The organism is Lelliottia sp. RD5, assembly GCF_056032945.1.
The window spans coordinates 702,008-725,292 of sequence record NZ_JBVYHQ010000001.1 but is presented as its reverse complement, the minus strand read 5'-3'; the positions used below and the strand labels follow the sequence as shown (position 1 = coordinate 725,292).

The window sequence follows — 23,285 nt, the reverse complement described above, 5'->3', positions numbered from 1 at the left end:
TTGAAATCGTCGCCGATTATGGCATTTAAAACCCGTCGCTGTCTGCGCCATTTTTTGCAGCCTGTGCTGAGGTCAGGATTAAGTTCGATAACATTTAGTGATATGTTGAATAAACAGGCGTTTGAACAGTAAAACTGATTAGGCATATGACTTTCACGAGTTAATTTAATGTTAATGGGTTGTTCTAATGTGGCGCTATATCATGTTTTTGCCGCTTCGCTTGACCTATTTATCGGGCCTGGCGCTGAAAATAAGGTAAATATGTCGGTCAGAGACCGCGATCACTTATTTTTCACAGATAAAGTCAGAAATAGTGTTTTCTTGCGGTGGATCACAAGCGTTATTTTCAGTAGGTTATAGAAAGTTTGTTACTGTTTTATTTTCCGTGGTTATACATTCGTCGGGTCGCGATCGGGCGACGGCAAATGCGAACCGCGGTCATTTATCGACAAACCATCATCAAGAACCGATGGAAGGGAAAACTATGCGTATTGGGGTACCAAAAGAACGGTTTGCCAATGAAACCCGCGTAGCCGCAACGCCGAAAACGGTCGAGCAGCTGCTTAAACTGGGTTTTACCGTCGCGGTCGAAAGCGGCGCGGGCAAACTGGCGAGCTTCGATGACGAGGCATTTATTCAGGCTGGCGCCGAAATCGTCGACGGCGCTGAGATTTGGCAATCACCTGTGATTCTGAAGGTGAACGCACCAGAAGAGACCGAAATTGCGTTACTGAATCCAGGCACGACGCTGGTGAGCTTCATTTGGCCGGCTCAAAATCCAGAACTGATTGAGAAGCTGGCTGCACGCGGTGTCACCGTAATGGCAATGGATTCTGTGCCACGTATTTCTCGCGCGCAGTCGCTGGATGCGTTGAGCTCAATGGCCAACATTGCGGGCTATCGTGCCATCGTTGAAGCAGCGCATGAATTTGGACGTTTCTTTACCGGGCAGATTACTGCTGCAGGTAAAGTGCCCCCGGCGAAGGTGATGGTGATCGGCGCGGGTGTTGCGGGTCTGGCAGCGATCGGCGCGGCGAACAGCCTCGGCGCGATTGTTCGCGCGTTTGATACCCGTCCGGAAGTGAAAGAACAGGTGCAGAGTATGGGCGCCGAGTTCCTTGAGCTGGATTTCGAAGAAGAAGCCGGTAGTGGCGACGGCTACGCAAAAGTGATGTCTGAGGCGTTTATTAAGGCCGAGATGGCGCTCTTTGCCGCGCAGGCAAAAGACGTGGATATCATCGTGACCACCGCGCTGATTCCAGGCAAACCAGCACCGAAACTAATTACGCGCGAGATGGTTGATTCCATGAAAGCGGGTAGCGTGATTGTCGATCTGGCTTCACAAAACGGCGGTAACTGCGAGTACACCGTTCCGAATGAAGTCTTTACCACGGCGAACGGTGTGAAGATCATTGGTTATACCGACCTGCCGGGACGTCTGCCGACGCAGTCCTCCCAGCTGTACGGCACAAACCTCGTCAACTTGCTTAAGCTGCTGTGCAAGGAAAAAGACGGCAACGTAACCGTAGATTTTGACGATGTCGTCGTGCGCGGTGTGACCGTGGTTCGCGATGGTGAAGTCACCTGGCCCGCTCCGCCAATTCAGGTTTCTGCCCAGCCTAAGGCCGCGCCAAAAGCGGCTCCTGCGCCGAAAGAACCGGCTGAACCGGTTTCCCCTTGGCGTAAATATGCGCTGATGGCGCTGGTGATTATTCTGTTCGGTTGGCTGGCAGACGTCGCGCCGAAAGAGTTCCTCGGTCACTTCACCGTCTTTGCGCTCTCCTGCGTCGTCGGTTATTACGTGGTGTGGAACGTTTCTCACGCACTGCATACGCCGCTGATGTCGGTGACAAACGCTATTTCCGGGATCATCGTGGTCGGGGCGTTGCTGCAAATTGGTCATGGCGGCTGGATCAGCTTCCTGAGCTTTATCGCGGTGCTTATTGCCAGTATCAATATTTTCGGTGGTTTCACCGTGACTCAGCGCATGCTGAAAATGTTTCGTAAAGGCTAAGGGGTAGCATATGTCTGGAGGATTAGTTACAGCTGCATACATTGTTGCTGCGATCCTGTTTATTTGCAGTCTGGCGGGACTTTCCAAACACGAAACGTCGCAACGGGGTAACAACTTTGGTATCGCCGGGATGGCGATCGCGCTGATCGCAACGATTTTCGGGCCGGATACGGGCAACGTGGCGTGGATTCTGGTGGCGATGATCATCGGCGGCGCGATTGGTATTCGTCTGGCAAAACGCGTCGAAATGACCGAAATGCCAGAGCTGGTGGCGATTCTGCACAGCTTTGTGGGTCTGGCGGCGGTGCTGGTTGGCTTTAACAGCTACCTGTATCACGAACCGGGTATGGAGCCGATTTTGGTCAATATTCATCTGACCGAAGTCTTCCTTGGTATCTTCATTGGTGCGGTGACATTCACCGGTTCTATCGTTGCGTTTGGCAAACTGCGCGGCAAGATCTCCTCGAAGCCGCTGATGTTGCCAAACCGTCACAAGATGAACCTTGCGGCGCTGGTGGTCTCTTTCCTGCTGCTGGTCGTGTTTGTGCGTACCGAAAGCGTGGGCATGCAGGTGCTGGCGCTGCTGGTGATGACCATTATCGCGCTGGCCTTCGGCTGGCATCTGGTGGCGTCTATCGGCGGTGCGGATATGCCGGTGGTGGTGTCGATGCTGAACTCGTATTCAGGCTGGGCGGCGGCGGCGGCGGGCTTTATGCTCAGCAACGACCTGCTGATCGTCACCGGTGCGCTGGTGGGTTCTTCAGGTGCGATCCTGTCTTACATTATGTGTAAGGCGATGAACCGCTCCTTCTTCAGCGTGATTGCAGGTGGATTTGGTACCGATGGTGCTACGTCCACGGGCGATGAAGAAGTCGGTGAGCACCGTGAAATTACGGCCGAAGATACCGCTGATATGCTGAAAAACTCGCATACGGTGATCATCACCCCAGGCTATGGCATGGCGGTAGCGCAGGCGCAGTATCCGGTGGCGGAAATTACCGAGAGACTGCGTGCGCGCGGCATCAAGGTACGCTTTGGTATTCACCCTGTTGCGGGCCGTCTGCCGGGTCATATGAACGTTCTGCTGGCAGAAGCGAAAGTGCCATACGATATCGTGCTGGAGATGGATGAGATCAACGATGATTTCACTGACACCGACACGGTTCTGGTCATCGGCGCGAACGACACGGTTAACCCTGCCGCGCAGGACGATCCGGGGAGCCCAATTGCCGGTATGCCTGTTCTGGAAGTGTGGAAGGCGCAGAACGTTATCGTCTTCAAACGTTCAATGAACACCGGCTATGCCGGCGTACAGAACCCGCTGTTCTTCAAAGAGAACACCCACATGCTGTTTGGCGATGCGAAAGCCAGCGTGGATGCGATTCTGAAAGCGCTTTAAAACGTCATATATGAAAAAGCCGCCTGAGAGGGCGGCTTTTTTTATGGCGCTGAAGCCGGTTTTTAATCGTCGTCTTCGTCGTCCAGTTCAACAGGCGTTTGATACTGATCCGGTTTAATTACCAGCAGGTCGCAGCGTAAATGGTCAATGACCTGTTCAGCCGTATTCCCCAGGAAGGCAGCGGAAATACCGGTTCGCCCGACGGTGCCCAGCACCACAATACCGGCCTGCAAATGCTCCGATAGATCGGGAATCACCTCTTCAGGCAGACCTTTTTCGACGTGCGTCATTTTCTCGTCGATGCCAAATTTCTGGCGGAGGGCTTTCATCGCCAGCAGATGCTGACCGCGAATCGCATCGTTATACACGCTTGGATCAAATTCAGGCAGTTCGATAGCGATATTAATCGGCGTGACCGGATAGGCCCCGATTAAATGCACTTCGGTATGATTGACCTGCTCGGCGAGATGAATCGTCTCTTTGACCAGTTTTTCATTCAGAGAATTATGATAATCCTCTTCACTGGCGAGGTTCACGGCGACCAGCGCTTTACCGCCTTCTGGCCATGGCTGGTCTTTGACCATCCACACCGGGCACGGACATTTGCGCAGCAAGTGCCAGTCGGTAGGGGTGAAAATCACCGACTCCAGTTTGTCGTGCTGATGGGCCATTTTGAGTAGCAGGTCGTGTTTCTCGGCAACCACCTCCTGGATGATGGCCTCAAAAGGACGGTTATGCCACACCACTTTGATATCAATGGGGATACCCGCATCGATGTAATATTTTGCCTGCTCGCGGATCCACGCGGTACGCTGGCTGATCACTCCCTGACGCATCGCCGTGCGTTCGTCAGGCGACAGAAGGGTGGTCATTTCGTATGAGAAGTCATAGATCGGCAAAAACGCTTTGATTTTGCCACCAATCCGTTGATGTAAATAGACAGCTCGACGTAATGCGGGTTGATCGTCCTGATTAGGATCGATGGCCACCAGCATGTTTTGATACTTTGCCATACAGGTCTCCTTACTACTGTCACCACAGTCTGTAATTAAAAGAGTAACCTATATATGTTGAATGAAACAGGGGAGAAGTTTTTGCCAGATCAATAAATCGTGAGAATTTATTGATGAACGCTTATGTTTGCTGATGCTAAGCGCCCCTTTCAGGGGGCACAGCCCTTTTGACCATCACGGGACGCTACCTTTCAGCATTTGGCGGTGAAGCGTGGCGACGTGATCCCAGCCCATTTTATCCCTGCCGAGGGGAACATCTTGAGTGTTTGCCTGGCGGTGCTACTCTTTCTGAGGGTTTAATGGAGCGAAGCGATGAAGAATAAAGATGAACAGACGGGATTAGTGGGGCTGGCGATCGGCGCGGCAGTGATTAGCCTGGTCTCCGCGCAGAAACCCATTAATCGGGACAGCGTTGTCGGTGAGCTGGTCAGACTCGGAAGGCAGAAGGGTGATGGTGTGGAGGACGAGGTTTTTCAACAGGCCGCAGCGCTTGTGCGCAAAGGCGTATGAAAATCGATACGGTGACCAGGCCAACGGCATATATCACGCAGTCAGTTCTAAAACGTTAATGGTTTATTTGATATTGGCCATCGACGGCAGACATGCGCACGACCCTATCATTTTGACAGGTGTAATTCATAGGCATTCGGCCGACATTTGATAATGCTAACTTTATTGTTCACTGGCAGCCATGGATAATTAAAGAATAAAAGGAGAACGACGGTGTTAAAAAAATTAGTGACAGGGCAATTGAGTTTGCCGATGACGTTTTGGGGATGGGGTTTTTGCGGTGGACTATTCATTGGTCTGATGGGGCTAGCGGGCATACATACTGGTTATGCGATGCTGGTGCCGCTGAGTTACATCGTTAAAACAATTCTCTTTAGCGCTGTACTGTCCGGTATAACGTTCATTCTTCGTAGAAAAATCACCGTACTTGGTGTGCTTGCTTTTTTTGTTGCTTTGATTCAGGTGATCATGGGCATCGTTATGTTTGTAGGTCTTTCCTCATTACTTTTTAAATAATACTTTTTAAATAATTAACAGGCTGGCGTCACACACAAGCCGACCTAAGCGTAGGATTCGTATTTACCGAGCTAAAGACGCGGGAGTTTGAAAACCGGGCCAATAAATCGTTGACCCGGCAAAGAGGAATGCGTGTTACGCGACGTTGCGTGAGTGACCCGCAAGCACCGCCAGCGCTTCACCATTCTCGATAGTGATGTATTTGCCTTTTACCGCCAGCATGCCGCTTTTCTGGAAACGACCCAGCAGACGGCTGATGGTTTCAACGGTCAGACCCAGGTAATTACCGATATCACCGCGCGTCATGGTCAGACGGAATTCGCGAGGAGAGAAGCCCCGTTCAGCAAAACGACGTGACAGATTGTAGATAAAGGCTGCCAGACGCTCTTCAGCATTCTTTTTGGAAAGCAGCAGGATCATGTCCTGATCGCCTTTGATCTCACCGCTCATCAGACGCATCATCTGCTGACGCAGATTTGGCATTTTGCCTGACAGATCGTCCAGGGTTTCGAATGGGATTTCGCACACCATTGAGGTTTCAAGCGCCTGAGCAAAGCTCGGGTGATGAGCTGTCCCGATGGCGTCAAAACCGACCAAATCGCCTGCAAGGTGGAAGCCAGTAATCTGCTCGTCGCCTTGCTCGGTGATGGTGTAACTCTTGATGGTGCCAGAACGGATTGCATAGAGCGATTTCAGTTCGTCTCCCGCTTTGAACAGCGTCTGCCCTTTCTGAATAGGCTTCTTGCGCTCGATGATGTTATCAAGCTGATCAAGTTCATGCTCGTTCAGGGTAAACGGGATACAGAGCTGGCTAATGCTGCAATCCTGACAATGGATAGCACAACCGCCAGACTGAATGCGTCGTATAATTCGCTTTTCCGGGATCATAGGTCTGCTCAAGCTTTAATTGATATTGGTCAATTTTAACATCTTTTTAGGAGAGACGTAAGCCTGGTAAACCACCAATAAGGACAAGAGGCGACAATGTGTCGCCATCTTCTTGAAATTCCACAGCTTGGCTGTGGGATTTGGCGTTAACTGGCAGAAAATTAAGCACTAAAAGCCTGGTTTCTACAGCAACAAATAGCCTTCATGACGCAGGAGCCACTCTTTTCGCTGTACGCCGCCCGCGTAACCCGTCATCGTTCCGTTGCGACCAATCACGCGATGGCAGGGCACCACAATACTCACCGGATTGGAGCCGTTCGCCGCACCGACTGCGCGAGCCGCGCCGGCGCGTCCAAGCTGTTCGGCAAGCTGCCCGTAATGCATCACCTGCCCGCAGGGAATGGCGCGTAAGGCCTGCCACACTTCGCGCTGGAAGGGCGTGCCCGCTGTTGCGGTGGGCAGGGTATCAATAATGCTGAGATCGCCTTCAAAGTAGTTTGCCAGCTTCTCGCTCAGACCGCCCGGATTGGTGGCACCGATGCGTTCATAACCGGTGCGGTAATGAATGTTCAGCAATTCAACCATGCGATTGCTGTATTCTTCCCACTCTACCGCACGCAGGTTGAATTGCTCGTCGGCGATCACCCAGAGGGGCCCCAGCGGTGTGGCAATCTTATCTTCGAGTAATCTCAGCATCCTTTTTCCCTTAATTCAGCCGTGGGTAAATCCCCGGTCCAATTGGCAGTCCGACAAGATACCACGCCACTAACATCACCAGCCATACCCCTAAAAAGATAAGCGGATACGGTAAGACCAGCGAATAGTAGGTACCCAGTTTGGCCTCCGGTTTATAGCGCTGGAGGAAGCCCAAAAACAGGGGAACGAACGGTGAAACGGGGGCGAGTGGGATAACTGACGAATCGGCGACGCGGAATAAGATCTGCGCAAACGCCGGATGGAACCCCAGCAGCATAAACATCGGCACAAAAATCGGTGCCAGAATCGACCAGATGGCCGAGCCGCTGGCGATAAACATACACAGCAGTGATGAGAGCAGTGCGAGGCCGACAAAGGCTGGAATACCGCTTAATCCGGCGCTTTCAAGGGCATCTGTCAGGCCAACGGCCATAAATTTGCCCATATTGCTCCAGTTAAACATCGCCACAAACTGCGCCAGCGGGAACACCATGACGATAAACCCGGCCATCTCCTTCATAGGTTCGATCATCAATTGCGGCAGATCGGCCTGGCGGCGGATTTTTCCCGTCGCCATTCCATAGGCCAGCGAGACGATAAAGAAGAACAGGATAATCAGCGGCACGATGCCCTGGATAAACGGCGAGGGCAGCACAGTGTGTTTTACCGGATCGCGCAAAATCCCGTTTTCCGGTACCACCATCAGCGCGATGACCGCGATAAACAGCAGGGAGACGACGCCCGCGACGCGCAGGCCAAACTTTTGCTCCTGGCTGATTGTGTCCAGCTTCTCATCGCTCTTGCCTTCCCATTTCCCGAGGCGCGGCTCGATAAGCTTATCGGTAATCAAACCGCCGACAATCGTCAGGACCACCACTGAGCTGGCCATAAAATACCAGTTGTCGATCACGCTTACGTGCATGGCCGCATCAATGGTTTTTGCCGCTTCGGTGCTGATGCCGGAGAGCAGTACATCGGTCGTTACGATCAGCAGATTGGCGGTAAAGCCGCAGCCTACACCTGCAATCGCGGCCAGCAAACCGGCGACCGGATGACGACCCACGGCCAGGAAAATCAGCGCCCCCATTGGCGGCATAATGACTAATGCTGCGTCAGAAGAGATGTGGCTGAAAAAAGCGATAAACAGCACCATATAGCTGGCATAACGCGCGCTCACGATCGATGCCATTTTGACCATTAGCGCGGGTAACAATCCGACGCGTTCGGCAAGACCGGCCCCTAACACCAGCGCCAGGATCGCGCCGAGCGGCGCAAAACCGCTGAAGTTTTTAATCACGTTCGGTAAAAACCAGTGCAATCCTTCGATGCTTAACAGGTTTTTCACCGCCACCATGCTGCCGTCCGCCGGACTTCGCACGCTGACGTCAAAAGCCGATAGCGCGGCGGTGGCAATCATTAAAATCACAATCAAATAGATAAAGAGCAGGAAAGGGTGTGGCACTTTATTACCGATCCTTTCGACCCAGCCATAGAGCTTACCGGATGGGGAATGCGACGGTATGGACGACATACTCATGGGCGTTCCTCGCGACTAGTGTGTTGTTGTGTTTGTGTGTTTTATTATTTTAAAGGTGACGGTGTCACGTTATGTGGGATCGGACACGCGTACGGTCGTTCTGTTATCTGTTGTTCAAACTCGTTCCGGCAAGCCTGTAATAGCGACGCATCCTGGAACACATTCGCTGCCGTGGCACCCATCACTTTTCCAGCCAGCAGCATGCCTTTGTGTGCAATAGAGGTTCGGCCTTGTGCCACGAGCTGCCAGGTATGCAGCGGTGTACCCACGGTAAAACACGGGCTAAAACATTGCGCGACCGGCATTTTCCAGCTCACATCCCCCACGTCAGTGGATCCTGCGAGCACGTTGTCGGTGATGGCGTAAGGTGCCACTTCATTTACCAGAAGCGTTTCCTGATGGTGACGGGCAAAGGTTTTTCCTTCTTCCGCGCCCGTTGCGGCGATGTTTTTCAGGCTATTTTGCAGGTCGTTGGCAGTGAGCGTGGCGCGGATTTCCCGGGCGAAATCGTACTCGTCTTCCGTCCAGGCAGGTATCCCGAAATGCTTCAGCGCGCTGTACATCGCCGCTTCAAGCGTGCGGTTCGGCAGGTAGCTTGAACAGGCTTTGTCAAACCGACGTTCAACCGTCGTTTCCGTCATCAGCGCCGCGCCCTGGGCGATCTTTTCGATACGATCGTAAATCTGCTGCGCATCCGCCATTTCCGGGGCGCGAATCAAATACAACACCTCAGCCTGCGCCTGCACCACGTTAGGTGAAATACCGCCCGTGTCGGTGATGGCGTAATGCACGCGTGCTTTTTCAATAATGTGCTCATTGAGAAAATTGGTGCCGGTGGTCATCAGCGTCACCGCGTCGAGTGCACTACGTCCCAGATGAGGTGAATTGGCGGCATGCGCTGCGGTGCCGCGAAAGCGCCATGCGGCCTGAATATTCGCGAGCGTACTGACGTTAAACATCCCGGCAAACGCTTCCGGATGCCAGGTCACAGCGGCGTCAACGTCGTCGAACAATCCCTCGCGCACCATAAAGGTTTTACCGGAACCGCCTTCTTCGCCGGGGCAGCCGTAAAAACGCACGGTTCCGCTCCCGCCGTTTTGCTCCAGCCAGCCTTTGACCGCGACGGCACCTGCCAGCGCGGCGGTGCCGAGGAGATTATGCCCGCAGCCGTGGCCATTGGCGCCGGGGCTTTCCGATTGCTGCGTGGCGCAATGCGCTTTCTGACTCAACCCTGCCAGCGCATCGAATTCGCCCAACAGCGCGACGACGGGTTTACCGCTGCCAAAGCTTGCGATAAATGCATTCGGAATGCCGCCTGCTTCCCGTGTGAGTGTAAATCCTTCGGCTTCCAGTTCGCGAGCCAGACGCGCGGAAGACCAAAACTCTTCAAAACGCGTTTCAGGATGATCCCAGATTTCATCGGCAATATCGGCATACGTCTGGGATCGTGTTTCGATCGCGTCCTCAATAAAACGGTAGATGTCCTGCATTACACACCTCTCGCCCACGGAAAATTGAGTGCCGTACGCGCCAGGGTTTCAATCGCCACGCTCATTATTTTCTCGTCAAAATCGAATTTTTCGTTGTGATGTCCGGCGCTCAAATCGGTGCCGAATACCATATAGGACGCAAGCCCGCCGTTTTGTTGAACGCGGGCCATCATCAGCGTTGCGTCTTCGGAGCCCGCCGGCGCTTTGACTTTATCAATTGCGTGTTCAATGCCTGGAACCTGGCTTGCCTGCTCGCGCAGGTAGTTGACCCACGCGGGTGACGGTGCGCTGGAGGTCGCAGCACCCATCAGTCGTAGGTCAGCGTTGACACCATACAGTGCCGCAGCACCTTCAATGACGGATTGCGCGCGTTCAAATACGTACTGATTTATCGCTTCGCTTTCGCCGCGCGTTTCGACTTTTAACAGCGCGCTGGCGGGCACGACGTTACGTCCACTCCCGGCCTGCATCACGCCGACGTTCACGCGGGAAGCGCCTTCGCTGTGGGGCGCGATACTGTGCAGAGCAAGACAGGCTTGCGCCGCGGCCAGCAGGGCGTTACGTCCGTCTTCTGGTTTACCGCCTGCGTGGGCGGCCACGCCGGTAAAACGCACGTCAAACTTGGTCGTGGCCATAAAGTTATCACTGCCGCAAATGACCGTACCGGTCTGAACGCCTGTACCGATATGGATCGCGGTGAAGTAGTCAATGCCCTCCAGCGCACCTGCCGCCACCATGGCGCGAGCGCCGCGCGTGCCTTCTTCGGCGGGCTGAAAGATGAGTTTAATCGTGCCGTTGAGCTGTGATGCATTCTGTTTGAGAATGTGCGCCAGCCCGAGACCAATAGTGGTATGACCGTCATGCCCGCAGGCGTGCATCATACCTGGGTTACACGAGGCAAAACCGTCGCGGAAAGGACGATGGCTCTCATCGAGGGCTTCACTGAGATCCAGGGCGTCCATATCTACGCGAAACGCAAGTGTTGGCCCTGGCCGTCCGGTATTGAGCGTGGCGATGATTCCCGTAAAGCCGCCTTCAAACGCGCTTAGCCATTTTTCCGGCGCCCCTTGCTGACGCGCGCGCGCAAATTCCCGCGCCAGCGTTTGTTCGTCGGGAAGCCCCATCCGGCTCTCGGCATCGACGACGTCGCGGCCCATCGCCAGCTCAAAACCGAGCGCATCAAGAATTTCTGCCACCTTTGCCGCCGTGCGAAATTCCACCCAGCCGGATTCGGCATACTGATGAAAATCACGGCGCCAGGCGGCCAGTTGCGGCGCTAATGTTTGAAGGGTGTGTGTCACTGAATCCATATCTCTTCCTGTCATTATTAAAATGTGTGAACTGCTTCACGCTGTGATAGTTTTTACTTATCACTAACCTGTTTTTCACCGTTTTAACCGTTCAGGAATTACCCTCGCACATCCATTTCCATTAAAGTAGATGACAGTTTCTTTACTCTGATAAACAACGGTTATCGGTTGGGTTATGACATTTCAGATAAAATTTCACCAAATTCGGGCGTTTGTCGAAGTCGCGCGTCAGGGGAGTATTCGCGGGGCCAGTCGGGTAATGAATCTCTCGCAGCCTGCGCTGACGAAGTCGATAAAAGAGCTGGAGGAGGGCATGGCGGCGCAACTGTTTGTGCGGCGCAGCAAAGGCGTTGCGCTCACCGAGTGCGGCGAGAGCTTTTATCAACATGCTAATCTGATCCTTGAAGAACTGCGCGCGGCGCAGGACGATATCCGCCAGCGTCAAGGGCTGCAGGGCGGTCAAATTAATATTGGCATGGGGGCCAGTATCGCCCGTACGTTAATGCCGGCGGTGATTACACGCTTTCATGAGCAGCACCCGCTGGTGAAAGTGCGAATTATGGAGGGGCAACTGGTATCGATGATTAATGAATTACGTCAGGGCGAACTTGATTTTACGATAAATACCTATTACCAGGGTCCCTTCGACCACGAATTTACCTTTGAAAAGCTCTTCGAAAAACCTTTTGCGATATTTTGTCGGGAAGGGCATCCGGCGGTAGGGGCTAAATCCATCAGTCAGCTTCTGCATTATAACTGGACCATGCCGACGCCTCGTGGGAGTTATTATAAGCAGCTGGAAGACGTGTTTAAATATCGCTCACAAATACCGCGTATTGACGTCGTATGCGAAACATTCTCATCCTGTATCAGCCTTGTTGCGCAGAGTGATTTCTTAAGTATTTTACCGCAAGAATTGGGCTGCGATCCGCTCCTGGCGCACCGTCTGGTGATGTTGCCGATCGAAGAACCATTGCCTAAAGCCGCCTATTATTTAATACAAAGACGTGATTCTCGACAAACGCCGTTGACCTCGTCGTTAATAACGCAATTCAGAAGACATGCCCGCGGCATATTAAGCAGCAACGAACATTAAAAAAATAGAGTCTGCCGACATCGGACAGACCCTACAGTACACACAGCAGTTCATCCTATTGCAAACCCCGCTTCATTATTCCATTCTGCAGGTTTATTTAGTTATAACAGGTTTCACTTAAAAATAAAGTGATGGCAACTCAAATTCACATATTTTTAACTTAAGTTATTAATTTAATTAACAGTGAAATTGTGGTTAAGGTTGATTTAATCATTCATATTAGCCGCGTTAATTCTTTTCATAAGGTTATTACTTTTGATTGTGTCGCGACGCCTGCTCATCTGACTGGCTTTGAGCATTGAGGCCCCCGTCCGGCGCGGATATAATACCCCTTCAGATGTAGCCGGAGAATTTCCATGAAGCCTGACGACAAATCACTTTTTCTTGACGCCATGGAAGATGTCCAGCCCCTGAAACGTGCCGCGGATGTTAACTGGCAGCCGAATCGTAACGCGCGCGTACGCCAGATTGTCGACACCACTCAGCTTGATAACATTTTGACGCTGGGGTTTCTTGACGTGTTGCCCCTCACTGAACCGTTGGCGTTCCAACGCGACGGTGTGCAGCAGGGCGTGATTGAAAAATTACGTCACGGCAAATATCCCCGCCAGGCCAGTCTGAATGTACTGCGTCAGCCAATTGAACAGTGTCGCCAGATGCTGTTTAGCTTTATTAAACAGGCGCATCACGATGGTTTGCGCAATCTCATCATCATTCACGGCAAAGGGCGGGAAGATAAGTCGCACCCGAATATTGTGCGCAGTTATCTGGCTCGCTGGTTACCGGAGCTTGATGAAGTGCAGGCCTTCTGCGTCGCGCTGCCACATCATGGCGGTGATGGCGCGTGCTATGTTGCGCTGCAAAAATCGGAAGCAGCCAAACGGGAAAACTGGGAGCGACACGCAAAACGGAGTCGTTAAACAGGTTTTGCTTTCGGTCCAGGACAACACTGCGGGCGATAATTCGCCCGCATGTAAAAAGACAACTGTCAGAATGTTTCCCAGTTTCCGTCTGAGGCCGACGCCGCAGCCGGGCGCAATACCTGCGGTGTTTTGAGATTCGTCGGTCGCGGCGCACTGTTTTGCGTTTGTGCATTCAAACGGAATGCAGCAACCGCCTGGCGCAACTGCTCGGCCTGATCTTCCAGCGCCGCCGCCGCCGTGGCGGATTCCTGTACCAGCGCGGCGTTCTGCTGCGTCACGCTGTCCATCTGCGAAACGGCCAGACTGACCTGCTCAATACCGCGGCTCTGTTCATCGGATGCCGACGCGATTTCGCCCATGATATCGGTCACGCGCGTCACGGCTGCAACAATCTCTTTCATGGTTTTGCCTGCTTCGCTGACCTGTCCGGAGCCGGTATTCACGCGGCTGACGGAGTTTTCAATCAACGCTTTGATCTCTTTCGCGGCCTGGGCACTGCGGCTTGCCAGCGTGCGGACTTCACCGGCAACGACGGCAAATCCACGGCCTTGTTCACCTGCGCGCGCTGCTTCCACTGCGGCGTTTAGCGCCAGAATATTGGTCTGGAAAGCGATGCTGTCGATAACGCTGGTGATGTGGGCAATTTGCTGCGAACTGTCGGCAATTTCGGTCATGGTATGAATGACGTTATCGACCACCCGTCCACCCCGATCGGCGGTTTCGGAGGCATTTTTTGCCAGCAAGGTGGCCTGACGAGCGTTGTCGGAGTTCTGTTTAACTGTGGCGGTCAACTCTTCCATGCTTGCGGCTGTCTCTTCCAGAGAAGAGGCCTGCTGCTCAGTACGCGCGGACAAATCGTTACTGCCCGTCGCGATTTCGCCCGCGCCGGTGTAGATCGAGTCGGTGCTACCACGTACCGCGCTGACGGTTGTCACCAGCGATTGCTGCATCTCATGCAGACCCGCAGCCAGTTGACCCATTTCATTACGACTGTCGATAGAAATGGTGTGGGTCAGATCGCCGCTGGCGATCGTGCGAATATGGTTCATCACGCTACGCAGTGGCTTCAGCAGGAGATGCTGTAAACCCATCCAGAACACAATCAGTACGCCGATGACCACCAGGAAAATGGTGCCGAGCGTCCACTGCATGCTGGTAAAGCTGTTCTGGTTTTCCAGAGCTGCAGCTTTGAGCAAGGTATTATTTTCTGCACGCCAGCGCGTGTAGACGGCTTCCATGTTGTCCTGGGCCTCTTGTGCATCTAAATCGCCGTACGCCTGATAGTTATCAGCGCTCAGATATTCGATCGACAGTCGCATGACTTCGTGCATCTGGGTGTATGCTTTCTGCATCTCGGCGTTTAATTCCTGGCTCTGCCCGTTCACCGGTGGCATCTCATGCCATGCGCTGTAATAGGACTCAGCTTTGCCAAGCGACGTGCTGGCGTTACCGAGCAGCTTGTTGATCGCCGCCAGAGAAGCGGGGTCGCGCTGATTTTTAAGGTAACGGATCGCAACGCGAGTGACGGTAACGCGCGTCTTAACCAGCGTATTCACGCTGTCGCTCAGGCTTTCCTGTTGCGCATTGAGATTTCCTGAATTTTGGAAGTTTTGACGATCGTTGCTGACTGCGGAGTAGAACAAGCCCCCCGTGACGACCTGCAGCAGGCAGAACAGCATAAGTGCAAAAATGATCCCAGTAATTACGTGCAGATTTTTCAGCATAAAAAGACGCCCGATTGTTGTGCAGAAGTTGCATCATTACTATCGACGTAGTATCCCTAAACTTTAACTTAACAGTTGCTAAACTAATTTTTGCCTCGCGTAACTTATTGTTCCCGTGAATACTATTCATCAAATTAAATTTTCTTTCAGTTCGCCGAACAGGAATCAAAATATGATCAATATCGAAAAAAGCGGCACGTTTACCTTAGGCACACGTAGCGTGAAAAGAGTGGGTTATGGTGCGATGCAGCTCGCCGGGCCAGGCGTGTTTGGTCCACCTAAAAACCGTGACGCGGCGCTGGATGTGTTGCGAGAGGCGGTGGCGGCTGGGGTTAATCATATTGATACCAGTGATTTCTATGGCCCACACGTCACCAACCAACTGATACGTGAGGCGTTGCATCCGTATCTGGACGACCTGACGATTGTGACCAAAATCGGTGCACGACGTGGAGATGATGCGTCGTGGCTCCCTGCATTTTCTGCGCAGGAACTGACGCAGGCGGTGCATGATAATTTACGAAATCTGCAACTGGATGCGCTGGATGTCGTGAATTTACGCATTATGTTTAGCGCTCACGGACCCGCTGAGGGTTCCATTGCAGAGCCGTTAACCACGCTTGTCGAATTGCAGCGTCAGGGACTGGTGCGACATATTGGTTTGAGCAATGTAACCGCCGCGCAAGTCGCCGAAGCGCAGAGCATCGCCTCGATAGTTTGCGTGCAAAACCTTTACAACATTGTTAACCGTGGTGACGATGCGCTGATCGATTCTCTGGCGGAGCAGGGCATTGCGTATGTGCCGTTTTTCCCGCTCGGCGGGTTTACGCCCTTGCAGTCGTCCGGGCTCCAGGCCGTAGCGGATGAAGTTAAGGCAACGCCGATGCAGGTAGCTCTGGCATGGCTGTTGAAACGCTCGCCTAATATTCTGCTGATTCCCGGCACCTCGTCGGTTGTACATCTGCATGAAAATCTTGCCGCCGCAGAGCTTGTGCTGTCCGATGAGGTGATGGAGACGCTCAATGCTCTGGCGTCTTCTGAAGAGAGTAATACGGCACAGCATTAAGCGATTAAATGCAAAACAAGGAGCGTGCGAGGGGAAAGAGATGGCCTGTAAGGCAAAGAACATGCTGGAACTTAAAATCTTCTGCATGACTCAGGCTCAGGCCATACGCGCCCTCAGACCTGGTGGGGCAAAATTTTGCGCGACGTTGCGGCGTTTTCAATTTTGCTTGCCATTAGCGAGACGGGTTAATTACCTGAAACGCCGGAGTCGGTCAAAGACCTCAAGCGCGCTGACCAATACTTCCGATCAAAGAATAAATTCCTCAGGGGGCCTGATTGTTATGAGAACTCTGATAGGGGGCAGAGGCGCTGAGTTATTCTGCAAGTCGAATACCGCCCCATAATACGAATCGGGGCGGATCGAATGTGTATGCACTGCTACTCATTGCTACAATCTGTCGGGAAGCAAACGTCAACAACAATCAGAAACTGTATATCACGTTCAAGCTCCCTGTGGGGGATGCTTTTCGTTGAACAATCGGGCTGTTGCCTGCATCCCCCACCAACTGCGTAAAACCGGTTGCGGCAACCACGCTCCAGTCCTGGTTGAATTTGTGCGTCCAGCCCAAATTCATTGACCAGGCATAAATCCCCGCTCCGACATCATAGGGAGCAAACCCCGATGCGGCAGACTGTGATGAATTTACTCCGTAGTAAGTCTGCATATAGTCACTCGTCCCCCAACTGCTTGTCAGCGTCATTGTTAAGGTATCTTTCGATGCGCTATAAAGTGGGCTAATAATGCCGAAATGCAGGGCTGCGCCATTGTCTCTCTCAGTAAACGGCACCTCAGCCTGTAATTGCAAATGGAGCCAGTCGGTCACCTTATACTCCAGACCCACTATACCGAGAGCCGACCCTTTGATATTGCCCATACCGCGCAGATCGTCACTGCCGTCGTTCAATGAATCGCTGTCAACATCGTGATCCTTACGGCCTGCGCGATAGCTCAGCGCAGTACTGTAATTCAGGTCACCGATGCTATTGCCGTAACCGATACCCTGCGTGGTACTCACGAAGAACCCATTACGCATCGAGTAATCAAGCACAAGCGCCGTCATGACACGGTTTTCATCCGAACCAGAATAGCGTGGCGTAACATTTACGCCTCCTCCCAACGATAAGCCTGTAACTTGCTGGGGTTCTGCGGCAAGTATTGGGGAAACCAGTAATGCCAGCAGCGCGCCCGGCAATATTTGTTTCAGGGTGCGTCCCGAAAGTGAAGGGAGGAACTGATGACGCAGTTCGAAGTGTCTCATTAAAGAAGTCCTTAGGGATTCAACTGATTACGATACAAGCGGTTTAAAACGCCAGAACGCTCAGTTTGAATACACACCCTAAAGTTCTCATGAGCCCAAAATGAAGAAATACTGAAGTACATACCGGGGATGCAAACCTGATAGATTTCCTGATACCGTTTTTTTCTTCAGACTTTCTTCATTCACTGTTGATACCGTAACTATCGTGAAAATTCTCCTAATCGAAGACGACCTGGATCTTGGCAACGGCGTACGTATTGCCCTTGCAGATCAAGGATTAGACGTCATATGGGTTCGCCGCAAAGAGGATGCGCTGCATCAACTTGATGCTTGCGTGCCAGAACTGGTGTTGCTCGACCTGGGACTGCCTGACGGCGATGGCATGAGCGTGATGGCATACCTGCGCCAACAGCTGAAGGGGATCCCCGTCATCATTCTGACCGCACGCGGCACTCTGCAGGATCGCCTTTGCGGGCTCGATGCCGGCGCTGATGACTATCTCGTCAAGCCTTTTGTGCTAGCCGAGTTGTTGGCCAGAGTGAGAGCCCTTGCGCGGCGCAGTTACGGTTTCGAAAATGAGATGATAGAAATTCGCGGATTATCTCTCCACGTTCCGACTCGTCGCGTAACAGTGAGCGCGCGGAATGTTGAGTTGACGGCGAGTGAATACGCGCTGCTTGAGACTTTACTGTTGCGTACCGATCGCGTGATTACCCGACGTTTTCTGGAAGAAAGGATATTTGGGGCAAAAGAGAATATGAGCAATTCTCTGGATGTGCATATGGGTAATTTGCGTCGCAAAATTGGTGACGGCTATGTGCGAACGGTGAGGGGCGTCGGGTATGTGATCGATACCGTCCCCATTCAGAAGGGAACGGGTTAATGCGAAATTTTTGGTTCCACCTGAGAACCCCTTCGCTCGTACGGCGAATTATCATCGCCCAAATGCTCTTGCTTACGCTGCTTTGGTGTTTTTTTCTGACCTACATTTTGTGGGAGGATTTGCGAAGTCCTTCTATGCTAACGGGCAGTAAAACTTACGAAACCATTCAAAAATTGGTTGATCGTTTGGACGATCGTCCGCAGGCACGAACGGAGGTGCTTGAAGCATTCAGCCAGGCGTTGCGGGAAGGTTATGGCGGAGGTGAGGATCCCGCGCTGTCAATCAGCCTAATCGTTCGGAAAAATAAAGAAATAATTTATTCATCTGATGGCGCGCCGACTGGGGTGACAAACGCACGATACGGGAACCTCCAGACTATCGAAAGCGGAGGTCGCTCCTGGACTAGCCGTACTCTAAAATCAGGGAACTCCGACGTGGAGGTAACATTGATTACCCCTGCCGCAGGCTGGAACTTCTTTATCTACCTGAACTCGCGTGGCTACTACATATTGCCGTTACTGGTATGTATTCCTTTTCTTTTGATTCCCGCGTGGCTGTCAATCCGCATTGCAATGCGGCCCTGGAATAAAGTGGTAAATGAGATTGCCTCACGCACGCCAGAAGATCGGTCTCCCTTAAAATTAGTGCTAAAACATAGGGAGCTTCACCAAATGGTGGACGCGATTAACGTATTCCTTACGAGGTTGCGAGAAAGCACTGAAAGGGAAAGGATTTTCATTGCCGATGCCGCTCACGAGCTGCGCACTCCACTGGCCGCAATGCGCATCAATGTGGAGGCGTTGCAGTCCTATATAAGCAGCGAGAGCCAACAGGAGTTGCTGGCAGGGATCATTCGTAGCAACAGCCGCGCAGCTCGCCTCGTCAATCAGTTACTGCTGCTAATGCACAGCGAGGCGCGCACTGACACTGTCATGGAGCCTGTGCCTCTGACGACGCTCATCCAGGAGCGAATGGCGGAGTTAGCTCCGCTGGCGAGTGAGCGCAGAATTGAACTGGAGTTTTACTCTGATAATGAAATATGGATTACCGGGGTCAGGGAGCGCCTGATGTCACTCATTGATAACGTAATTGAAAATGCCGTGAAGTATAGCCCTGAGGGCGGGCGGGTTGAGGTCGTTGTTCGATCGCTCAAGAAATTCACGCAGCTTCGTGTCTCAGATGCAGGGCCCGGCATTCTGCCTGAGTTGAGGGAACGTGTGTTCGATAGATTTTTTCGTGATCCCAATCAGATACAAACCGGAAGTGGGCTGGGGCTGGCCATAGTCAAAGCGGTTGCGCAGCAACACAACAGCAGCGTAAGCCTGAGCACGTCTGAAGACGGTGGTTTAATGGTAACTGTTGATTTCCCGACACATAGGTCCAACTAAAACAACACGACTGTCATCCATACCCATCGGAGGGCATCTACCAGCACAATGGAGTTGAAAGTGAAATACTTGCCCCTGGCTACCCTGTTGTTTTCTGTATCACTCAGCGGGTGTGCGATAACTGTCAGCGAATTAAAAAGCAGCCGATCCTCTTATGACGGTAGTTTTACAAGCATGACAGGACCCTCCGACACCTATCGAACCTTAAGGTATATGGCACGGCAGTGCCTGGAATATGAAGCTCTCCTGGGAAATCCGGTCATCGTATTAAGCGAGTTTGACGGTGAGCGCAAGGAAGGTGAGATCAATCAAAAGCTGCTGGCGGAGGGGCTGTTGATTAACAACACGCTAATTGAAATTGAAAGCCATGATGATGACAAAGCGAAGGTCAGCCTATACACAACCAAGAACATCTTGAGTACGGGTATCAGGTCGCCAAATATTAGTGATATTAAGCGCTGGGTTGACGGTGAAAGAACGTGCTAGCACGGCACGCTTGTCGACCGTGGAAAGCATCTAAGGATAAATGAATTTCTCCCTGTTGAATAACCACGCCATCGAAGTATCACCCGACGCGTCAGGTAGGAAAGGGCGATAAAAAGACGGTGCAACTTAATCACAGTTGGAATGAAACCGCCTTTACGCCGAAGGACGGACAGCGGTATTTGTGCCGTATCTGGAGCCTGATGCGTACAGCTTTTAAAGATAACGATCTTCAGCTCTTCGGGGTGCGTGTTGTTGAGCCGCATCATGACGGAACGCCGCACTGGCACATGATGCTTTTTTGCAAACCAGAGCAGCGCAAACAGATCACTGAAATCATGCGCCGTTATGCCTTAAAGGAAGATGGTGATGAAAGGGGAGCTGCAGCACAGCGCTTTGAAGCGAAGCACCTTAATCAAGGTGGCGCAGCCGGTTATATCGCAAAATGCGTTGCGAAGAATATCGATGGTTACGCGCTTGATGGTCAGGTCGATCACGACACCGGAAAGCCTCTCACTGATACTGCCGCAGCTGTAACCGCATGGGCGTCGACGTGGCGCATTCCGCAATTCAAATCTATTGGTCTGCCAACGATGGGCGCATATCGCGAGCTGCGCAAATTACCACGTGGGGTGAGCATTGCTGATGAATTTGATGAGCGCGTCGAAGCGGCCAGAGCTGCAGCTGATGAGGGTGAATTTGACCTTTATATCGCAGCGCAGGGCGAATGTTCCACGTGATAGTCAGACCGTCCGGGTGGCTCGTAACGTGACTGACGAGGTCAACGCCTACGAAGAGGATATTGAGAGAGTCGTAGGCATCTACGCCCCGCACCTGGGCTCTGAGCTGGTACATGTTACCCGCACAGCCGAATGGCGCATCGTTCCAAAGCTTTTAGCCGTTGAGCCTTTGACTTTAAAAAGCGGCATTGCCGCGCCTCGGAGTCCTGTCAATAACTATGGAAAGCTCACCACCGGTGGCGATCCAGTTATGGCACCTACACCGTCTGGGCATGCTGTAGCGGTGTTAAATCTGATTGATAAAGGCGTGGTTGGTTGGGATGACCCCGAAGTGATGAGGGTGCTCAGAGCTGCGTCAAAAGCGGGTGCGCCTCGAAAAAATCGGCAGCAAAGAAATGCGGCTCCGCTCAAAACGAGCGAGCAAGCGCCACCAGCCAGGATGACCCGAGCCGAAAAGGATCGCGTTGCAAAAATTCGTTTCGATTTAGTACAGGAAGGTATTACGCCTGAGCGGTGGGAGCTCGATGCGCTGGCGCGTGGAGCGACGGTGATTTATGGCGATAAAAAATTTAAATATGCGGGTGATGATGAGTGGCCGGGATTTGCAATCTATGGTCAGTAACCAATTAAAAACTAATTAGATTGCTGCGACTCACGCACTGTCTATCCCAACATGATTTGTCCCGAGTAAATAGCTCACTTACTCACTTGGTAGATCGCCTAAACTTTGCGTTCAAAAACTTAGATCACTGATATGTGCAATATGTTATCGGCGATTCATAATCATTTATTGTGTTTATGAGTTTTCCTGAATCACTGTATACATAACCATGTGGCTGTGTTAGGGTTGTATCAGTGAAATCGCATCACACATTCAACCCAGATGGAGTGGCAATGGAAGAGTTACAGCCGGTCATCAAAGAGCTTTTAGAGAAGTCCAAGGACATAGAAAAGCTTAGGCAGGAAGAAGATCTTCATCTTTTGAAGAAAGTTTTGGAGATTTATGATCAGAAAGTTGTGGCTGAAGTGCTGCGGGCAGTTAGTGGTAGCGACTGGTCAAGAGAGGCTATTAATCGTTGGGTAAATGGTAAGCTAATCGGCAAAAGATTAGTTGAAGTTGAACTGCAGATGTTACGAAGCATGCTGCCTAATGCACCCGCCCATTATGAGCAAAGTAAATTTCGTTTTATTGATCTCTTTGCCGGTATTGGGGGGATCCGCAGTGGCTTCGAAGCCATTGGTGGGAAATGTGTATTAACCAGCGAGTGGAATGACTTTGCAGTTAAAACATACAAAGCCAACTGGTATTGCGACGAGAATGAGCATGTTTTCAATTCAGATATACGTGATATTACATTAAGTAATCATGATGATATTACTGAGGAAGAAGCCTACTCCAGCATTGATAAACATATCCCGGACCATGATGTTCTGCTTGCTGGTTTTCCCTGCCAGCCTTTTAGCCTCGCGGGTGTGAGCAAAAAAAACTCACTTGGGCGTAAGCATGGTTTTGAGTGTGACACTCAAGGAACCCTATTCTTCGACGTTGCACGTATTATCATGGCAAAAAAACCATCCATTTTCGTTCTGGAAAATGTGAAGAATCTAAAAAGCCACGATAAAGGAAAGACTTTTCGCATCATCATGCAGACGCTAGACGAATTGGGTTATGACGTAGCTGATGCTGATACAACGGGTTCTGATGACCCTAAGATAATAGATGGCAAGAATTTCCTTCCTCAACACCGTGAACGTATTGTATTAGTCGGATTCAGACGAGACTTGAACCTTGCAGAAGGATTTACTTTAAGAGATATAGTTAAGGAGTATCCGCCACGTTTGCCAGCAATTAAAGACTTGCTGGATAAGAATGTGGATGAAAAATATATACTTACTCCAAAACTTTGGGATTATCTCTATAAGTATGCAAAAAAACACAAGGAAAAAGGTAACGGTTTTGGGTATGGCCTTGTAAATCCTGACAATAAATCGGTGGTTTGCCGCACTCTAAGTGCTAGATACCACAAGGATGGTTCTGAAATTTTGATTGACCGTGGTTGGGATCATAATAAAGGCGAAGGTGATTTTTTTGATGCTGAGAACATGGTCCGGCGACCGCGTCGCCTAACGCCAAGAGAATGTGCTCGTATCATGGGATTTGAACAGCCCGGTAAAGTCACTTTTCGTATACCCGTCTCAGACACCCAAGCTTATCGCCAGTTCGGGAATTCAGTTGTAGTACCAGTTTTTGCTGCTGTGGCCAGACTACTTAAATCCAGAATAGAAAAAGCTGTATTGCAACGTGAAGCTGACTCATTCAATCAAGCGGTGTGAAAACTAACAATGAAGCG

General features: G+C 51.6%; 19 protein-coding genes and 1 pseudogene. 12 read left to right on the top strand and 8 right to left on the bottom strand.

The features are described 5' to 3' along the window. Window positions 1-484: 484 nt before the first annotated feature. A complete protein-coding gene (gene pntA / locus AC0LWE_RS03615) occupies window positions 485-2,014 on the top strand; it encodes a Re/Si-specific NAD(P)(+) transhydrogenase subunit alpha (protein ID WP_219346646.1) in 1,530 nt (509 codons plus the stop codon). A 10-nt stretch (window positions 2,015-2,024) separates the two neighbouring features. Beyond that, window positions 2,025-3,413 (top strand): Re/Si-specific NAD(P)(+) transhydrogenase subunit beta, encoded by a 1,389-nt coding sequence (pntB, locus tag AC0LWE_RS03610; RefSeq protein WP_059178065.1) that lies wholly within the window; start codon window positions 2,025-2,027, stop codon window positions 3,411-3,413. A gap of 62 nt (window positions 3,414-3,475) precedes the next feature. Here the strand turns inward: pntB and uspE are convergent, their stop codons facing one another. Beyond that, window positions 3,476-4,426 (bottom strand): universal stress protein UspE, encoded by a 951-nt coding sequence (uspE, locus tag AC0LWE_RS03605; RefSeq protein ID WP_059178064.1) that lies wholly within the window; start codon window positions 4,424-4,426, stop codon window positions 3,476-3,478. A gap of 312 nt (window positions 4,427-4,738) precedes the next feature. Between uspE and AC0LWE_RS03600 the strand changes: the two genes are divergently transcribed. Beyond that, window positions 4,739-4,936 carry a hypothetical protein gene (locus AC0LWE_RS03600; RefSeq protein ID WP_059178063.1) on the top strand — a complete coding sequence of 66 codons (198 nt, stop codon included), beginning with the start codon at window positions 4,739-4,741 and terminating at the stop codon, window positions 4,934-4,936. A 213-nt stretch (window positions 4,937-5,149) separates the two neighbouring features. Beyond that, complete coding sequence (locus tag AC0LWE_RS03595; protein ID WP_202693529.1) at window positions 5,150-5,452, top strand: hypothetical protein; 303 nt, start codon at window positions 5,150-5,152, stop codon at window positions 5,450-5,452. A gap of 135 nt (window positions 5,453-5,587) precedes the next feature. Here the strand turns inward: AC0LWE_RS03595 and fnr are convergent, their stop codons facing one another. From fnr to AC0LWE_RS03570, 5 genes are all read right to left on the bottom strand, one after another. Continuing rightward, the gene (fnr, locus tag AC0LWE_RS03590) at window positions 5,588-6,340 is read right to left on the bottom strand and encodes a fumarate/nitrate reduction transcriptional regulator Fnr (protein WP_012017246.1); all 753 of its coding nucleotides are present in this window, start codon (window positions 6,338-6,340) and stop codon (window positions 5,588-5,590) included. 183 nt (window positions 6,341-6,523) lie between these two features. Then, the gene (gene ogt / locus AC0LWE_RS03585) at window positions 6,524-7,036 is read right to left on the bottom strand and encodes a methylated-DNA--[protein]-cysteine S-methyltransferase (RefSeq protein WP_059178061.1); all 513 of its coding nucleotides are present in this window, start codon (window positions 7,034-7,036) and stop codon (window positions 6,524-6,526) included. A 10-nt stretch (window positions 7,037-7,046) separates the two neighbouring features. Next, window positions 7,047-8,573, bottom strand: coding sequence for a p-aminobenzoyl-glutamate transporter (gene abgT, locus AC0LWE_RS03580; RefSeq protein WP_202693527.1), 1,527 nt, complete (start codon window positions 8,571-8,573; stop codon window positions 7,047-7,049). A 44-nt stretch (window positions 8,574-8,617) separates the two neighbouring features. Continuing rightward, a complete protein-coding gene (locus AC0LWE_RS03575) occupies window positions 8,618-10,063 on the bottom strand; it encodes a M20 family metallopeptidase (RefSeq protein WP_219346645.1) in 1,446 nt (481 codons plus the stop codon). After that, window positions 10,063-11,373, bottom strand: a complete 1,311-nt coding sequence (locus tag AC0LWE_RS03570) for a M20 family metallo-hydrolase (RefSeq protein ID WP_219346644.1) — start codon at window positions 11,371-11,373, stop codon at window positions 10,063-10,065. The genes AC0LWE_RS03575 and AC0LWE_RS03570 overlap by 1 nt, the downstream gene beginning before the upstream one ends. A gap of 175 nt (window positions 11,374-11,548) precedes the next feature. Here AC0LWE_RS03570 and AC0LWE_RS03565 point away from each other — a divergent pair, with 175 nt between their 5' ends. Both AC0LWE_RS03565 and smrA read left to right on the top strand, forming a co-directional pair. After that, window positions 11,549-12,469: a LysR family transcriptional regulator gene (locus AC0LWE_RS03565; protein ID WP_131487477.1), complete on the top strand. Its 921-nt coding sequence runs from the start codon at window positions 11,549-11,551 to the stop codon at window positions 12,467-12,469. A gap of 356 nt (window positions 12,470-12,825) precedes the next feature. Then, complete coding sequence (gene smrA / locus AC0LWE_RS03560; RefSeq protein WP_202693524.1) at window positions 12,826-13,389, top strand: DNA endonuclease SmrA; 564 nt, start codon at window positions 12,826-12,828, stop codon at window positions 13,387-13,389. 68 nt (window positions 13,390-13,457) lie between these two features. On the opposite strand, the gene tcp is transcribed toward smrA, so the two are convergent. Next, complete coding sequence (gene tcp, locus AC0LWE_RS03555; protein ID WP_474264821.1) at window positions 13,458-15,116, bottom strand: methyl-accepting chemotaxis citrate transducer; 1,659 nt, start codon at window positions 15,114-15,116, stop codon at window positions 13,458-13,460. A 172-nt stretch (window positions 15,117-15,288) separates the two neighbouring features. Here tcp and AC0LWE_RS03550 point away from each other — a divergent pair, with 172 nt between their 5' ends. Next, window positions 15,289-16,182 (top strand): aldo/keto reductase family oxidoreductase, encoded by an 894-nt coding sequence (locus AC0LWE_RS03550; protein WP_216981451.1) that lies wholly within the window; start codon window positions 15,289-15,291, stop codon window positions 16,180-16,182. Window positions 16,183-16,603: 421 nt separating this feature from the next. On the opposite strand, the gene AC0LWE_RS03545 is transcribed toward AC0LWE_RS03550, so the two are convergent. Then, window positions 16,604-17,440: a MipA/OmpV family protein gene (locus AC0LWE_RS03545; RefSeq protein WP_202666856.1), complete on the bottom strand. Its 837-nt coding sequence runs from the start codon at window positions 17,438-17,440 to the stop codon at window positions 16,604-16,606. 205 nt (window positions 17,441-17,645) lie between these two features. On the opposite strand from AC0LWE_RS03545, the gene AC0LWE_RS03540 reads away from it, so the two are divergent. The 5 genes and pseudogenes from AC0LWE_RS03540 to AC0LWE_RS03520 all read left to right on the top strand — a co-directional run bounded on the left by AC0LWE_RS03540 (window position 17,646) and on the right by AC0LWE_RS03520 (window position 23,268). After that, a complete protein-coding gene (locus AC0LWE_RS03540; protein ID WP_202693520.1) occupies window positions 17,646-18,323 on the top strand; it encodes a response regulator in 678 nt (225 codons plus the stop codon). Continuing rightward, on the top strand, window positions 18,323-19,711 hold the full coding sequence (locus AC0LWE_RS03535; RefSeq protein ID WP_219346643.1) for a sensor histidine kinase: 1,389 nt from the start codon (window positions 18,323-18,325) through the stop codon (window positions 19,709-19,711). The genes AC0LWE_RS03540 and AC0LWE_RS03535 overlap by 1 nt, the downstream gene beginning before the upstream one ends. Window positions 19,712-19,759: 48 nt before the next feature. Further along, a complete protein-coding gene (locus AC0LWE_RS03530; RefSeq protein ID WP_219346642.1) occupies window positions 19,760-20,197 on the top strand; it encodes a hypothetical protein in 438 nt (145 codons plus the stop codon). Window positions 20,198-20,256: 59 nt separating this feature from the next. Beyond that, window positions 20,257-21,556: pseudogene (locus AC0LWE_RS03525) on the top strand (replication endonuclease); the annotation flags it as partial. Window positions 21,557-21,828: 272 nt separating this feature from the next. Beyond that, window positions 21,829-23,268 (top strand): DNA cytosine methyltransferase, encoded by a 1,440-nt coding sequence (locus AC0LWE_RS03520; RefSeq protein ID WP_219346641.1) that lies wholly within the window; start codon window positions 21,829-21,831, stop codon window positions 23,266-23,268. The last annotated feature ends 17 nt before the right edge of the window (window positions 23,269-23,285 follow it).

What these genes read in the sequence shown, in the direction of transcription:
- pntA (WP_219346646.1), top strand. Translation starts at nt 485, where the DNA reads ATGCGTATTGGGGTACCAAAAGAACGGTTTGCCAATGAAACCCGCGTA.
- pntB (WP_059178065.1), top strand. Translation starts at nt 2,025, where the DNA reads ATGTCTGGAGGATTAGTTACAGCTGCATACATTGTTGCTGCGATCCTG.
- uspE (WP_059178064.1), bottom strand. Translation starts at nt 4,426, where the DNA reads ATGGCAAAGTATCAAAACATGCTGGTGGCCATCGATCCTAATCAGGAC.
- AC0LWE_RS03600 (WP_059178063.1), top strand. Translation starts at nt 4,739, where the DNA reads ATGAAGAATAAAGATGAACAGACGGGATTAGTGGGGCTGGCGATCGGC.
- fnr (WP_012017246.1), bottom strand. Translation starts at nt 6,340, where the DNA reads ATGATCCCGGAAAAGCGAATTATACGACGCATTCAGTCTGGCGGTTGT.
- ogt (WP_059178061.1), bottom strand. Translation starts at nt 7,036, where the DNA reads ATGCTGAGATTACTCGAAGATAAGATTGCCACACCGCTGGGGCCCCTC.
- abgT (WP_202693527.1), bottom strand. Translation starts at nt 8,573, where the DNA reads ATGAGTATGTCGTCCATACCGTCGCATTCCCCATCCGGTAAGCTCTAT.
- AC0LWE_RS03575 (WP_219346645.1), bottom strand. Translation starts at nt 10,063, where the DNA reads ATGCAGGACATCTACCGTTTTATTGAGGACGCGATCGAAACACGATCC.
- AC0LWE_RS03570 (WP_219346644.1), bottom strand. Translation starts at nt 11,373, where the DNA reads ATGGATTCAGTGACACACACCCTTCAAACATTAGCGCCGCAACTGGCC.
- AC0LWE_RS03565 (WP_131487477.1), top strand. Translation starts at nt 11,549, where the DNA reads ATGACATTTCAGATAAAATTTCACCAAATTCGGGCGTTTGTCGAAGTC.
- smrA (WP_202693524.1), top strand. Translation starts at nt 12,826, where the DNA reads ATGAAGCCTGACGACAAATCACTTTTTCTTGACGCCATGGAAGATGTC.
- tcp (WP_474264821.1), bottom strand. Translation starts at nt 15,116, where the DNA reads ATGCTGAAAAATCTGCACGTAATTACTGGGATCATTTTTGCACTTATG.
- AC0LWE_RS03550 (WP_216981451.1), top strand. Translation starts at nt 15,289, where the DNA reads ATGATCAATATCGAAAAAAGCGGCACGTTTACCTTAGGCACACGTAGC.
- AC0LWE_RS03545 (WP_202666856.1), bottom strand. Translation starts at nt 17,440, where the DNA reads ATGAGACACTTCGAACTGCGTCATCAGTTCCTCCCTTCACTTTCGGGA.
- AC0LWE_RS03535 (WP_219346643.1), top strand. Translation starts at nt 18,323, where the DNA reads ATGCGAAATTTTTGGTTCCACCTGAGAACCCCTTCGCTCGTACGGCGA.
- AC0LWE_RS03530 (WP_219346642.1), top strand. Translation starts at nt 19,760, where the DNA reads ATGGAGTTGAAAGTGAAATACTTGCCCCTGGCTACCCTGTTGTTTTCT.
- AC0LWE_RS03520 (WP_219346641.1), top strand. Translation starts at nt 21,829, where the DNA reads ATGGAAGAGTTACAGCCGGTCATCAAAGAGCTTTTAGAGAAGTCCAAG.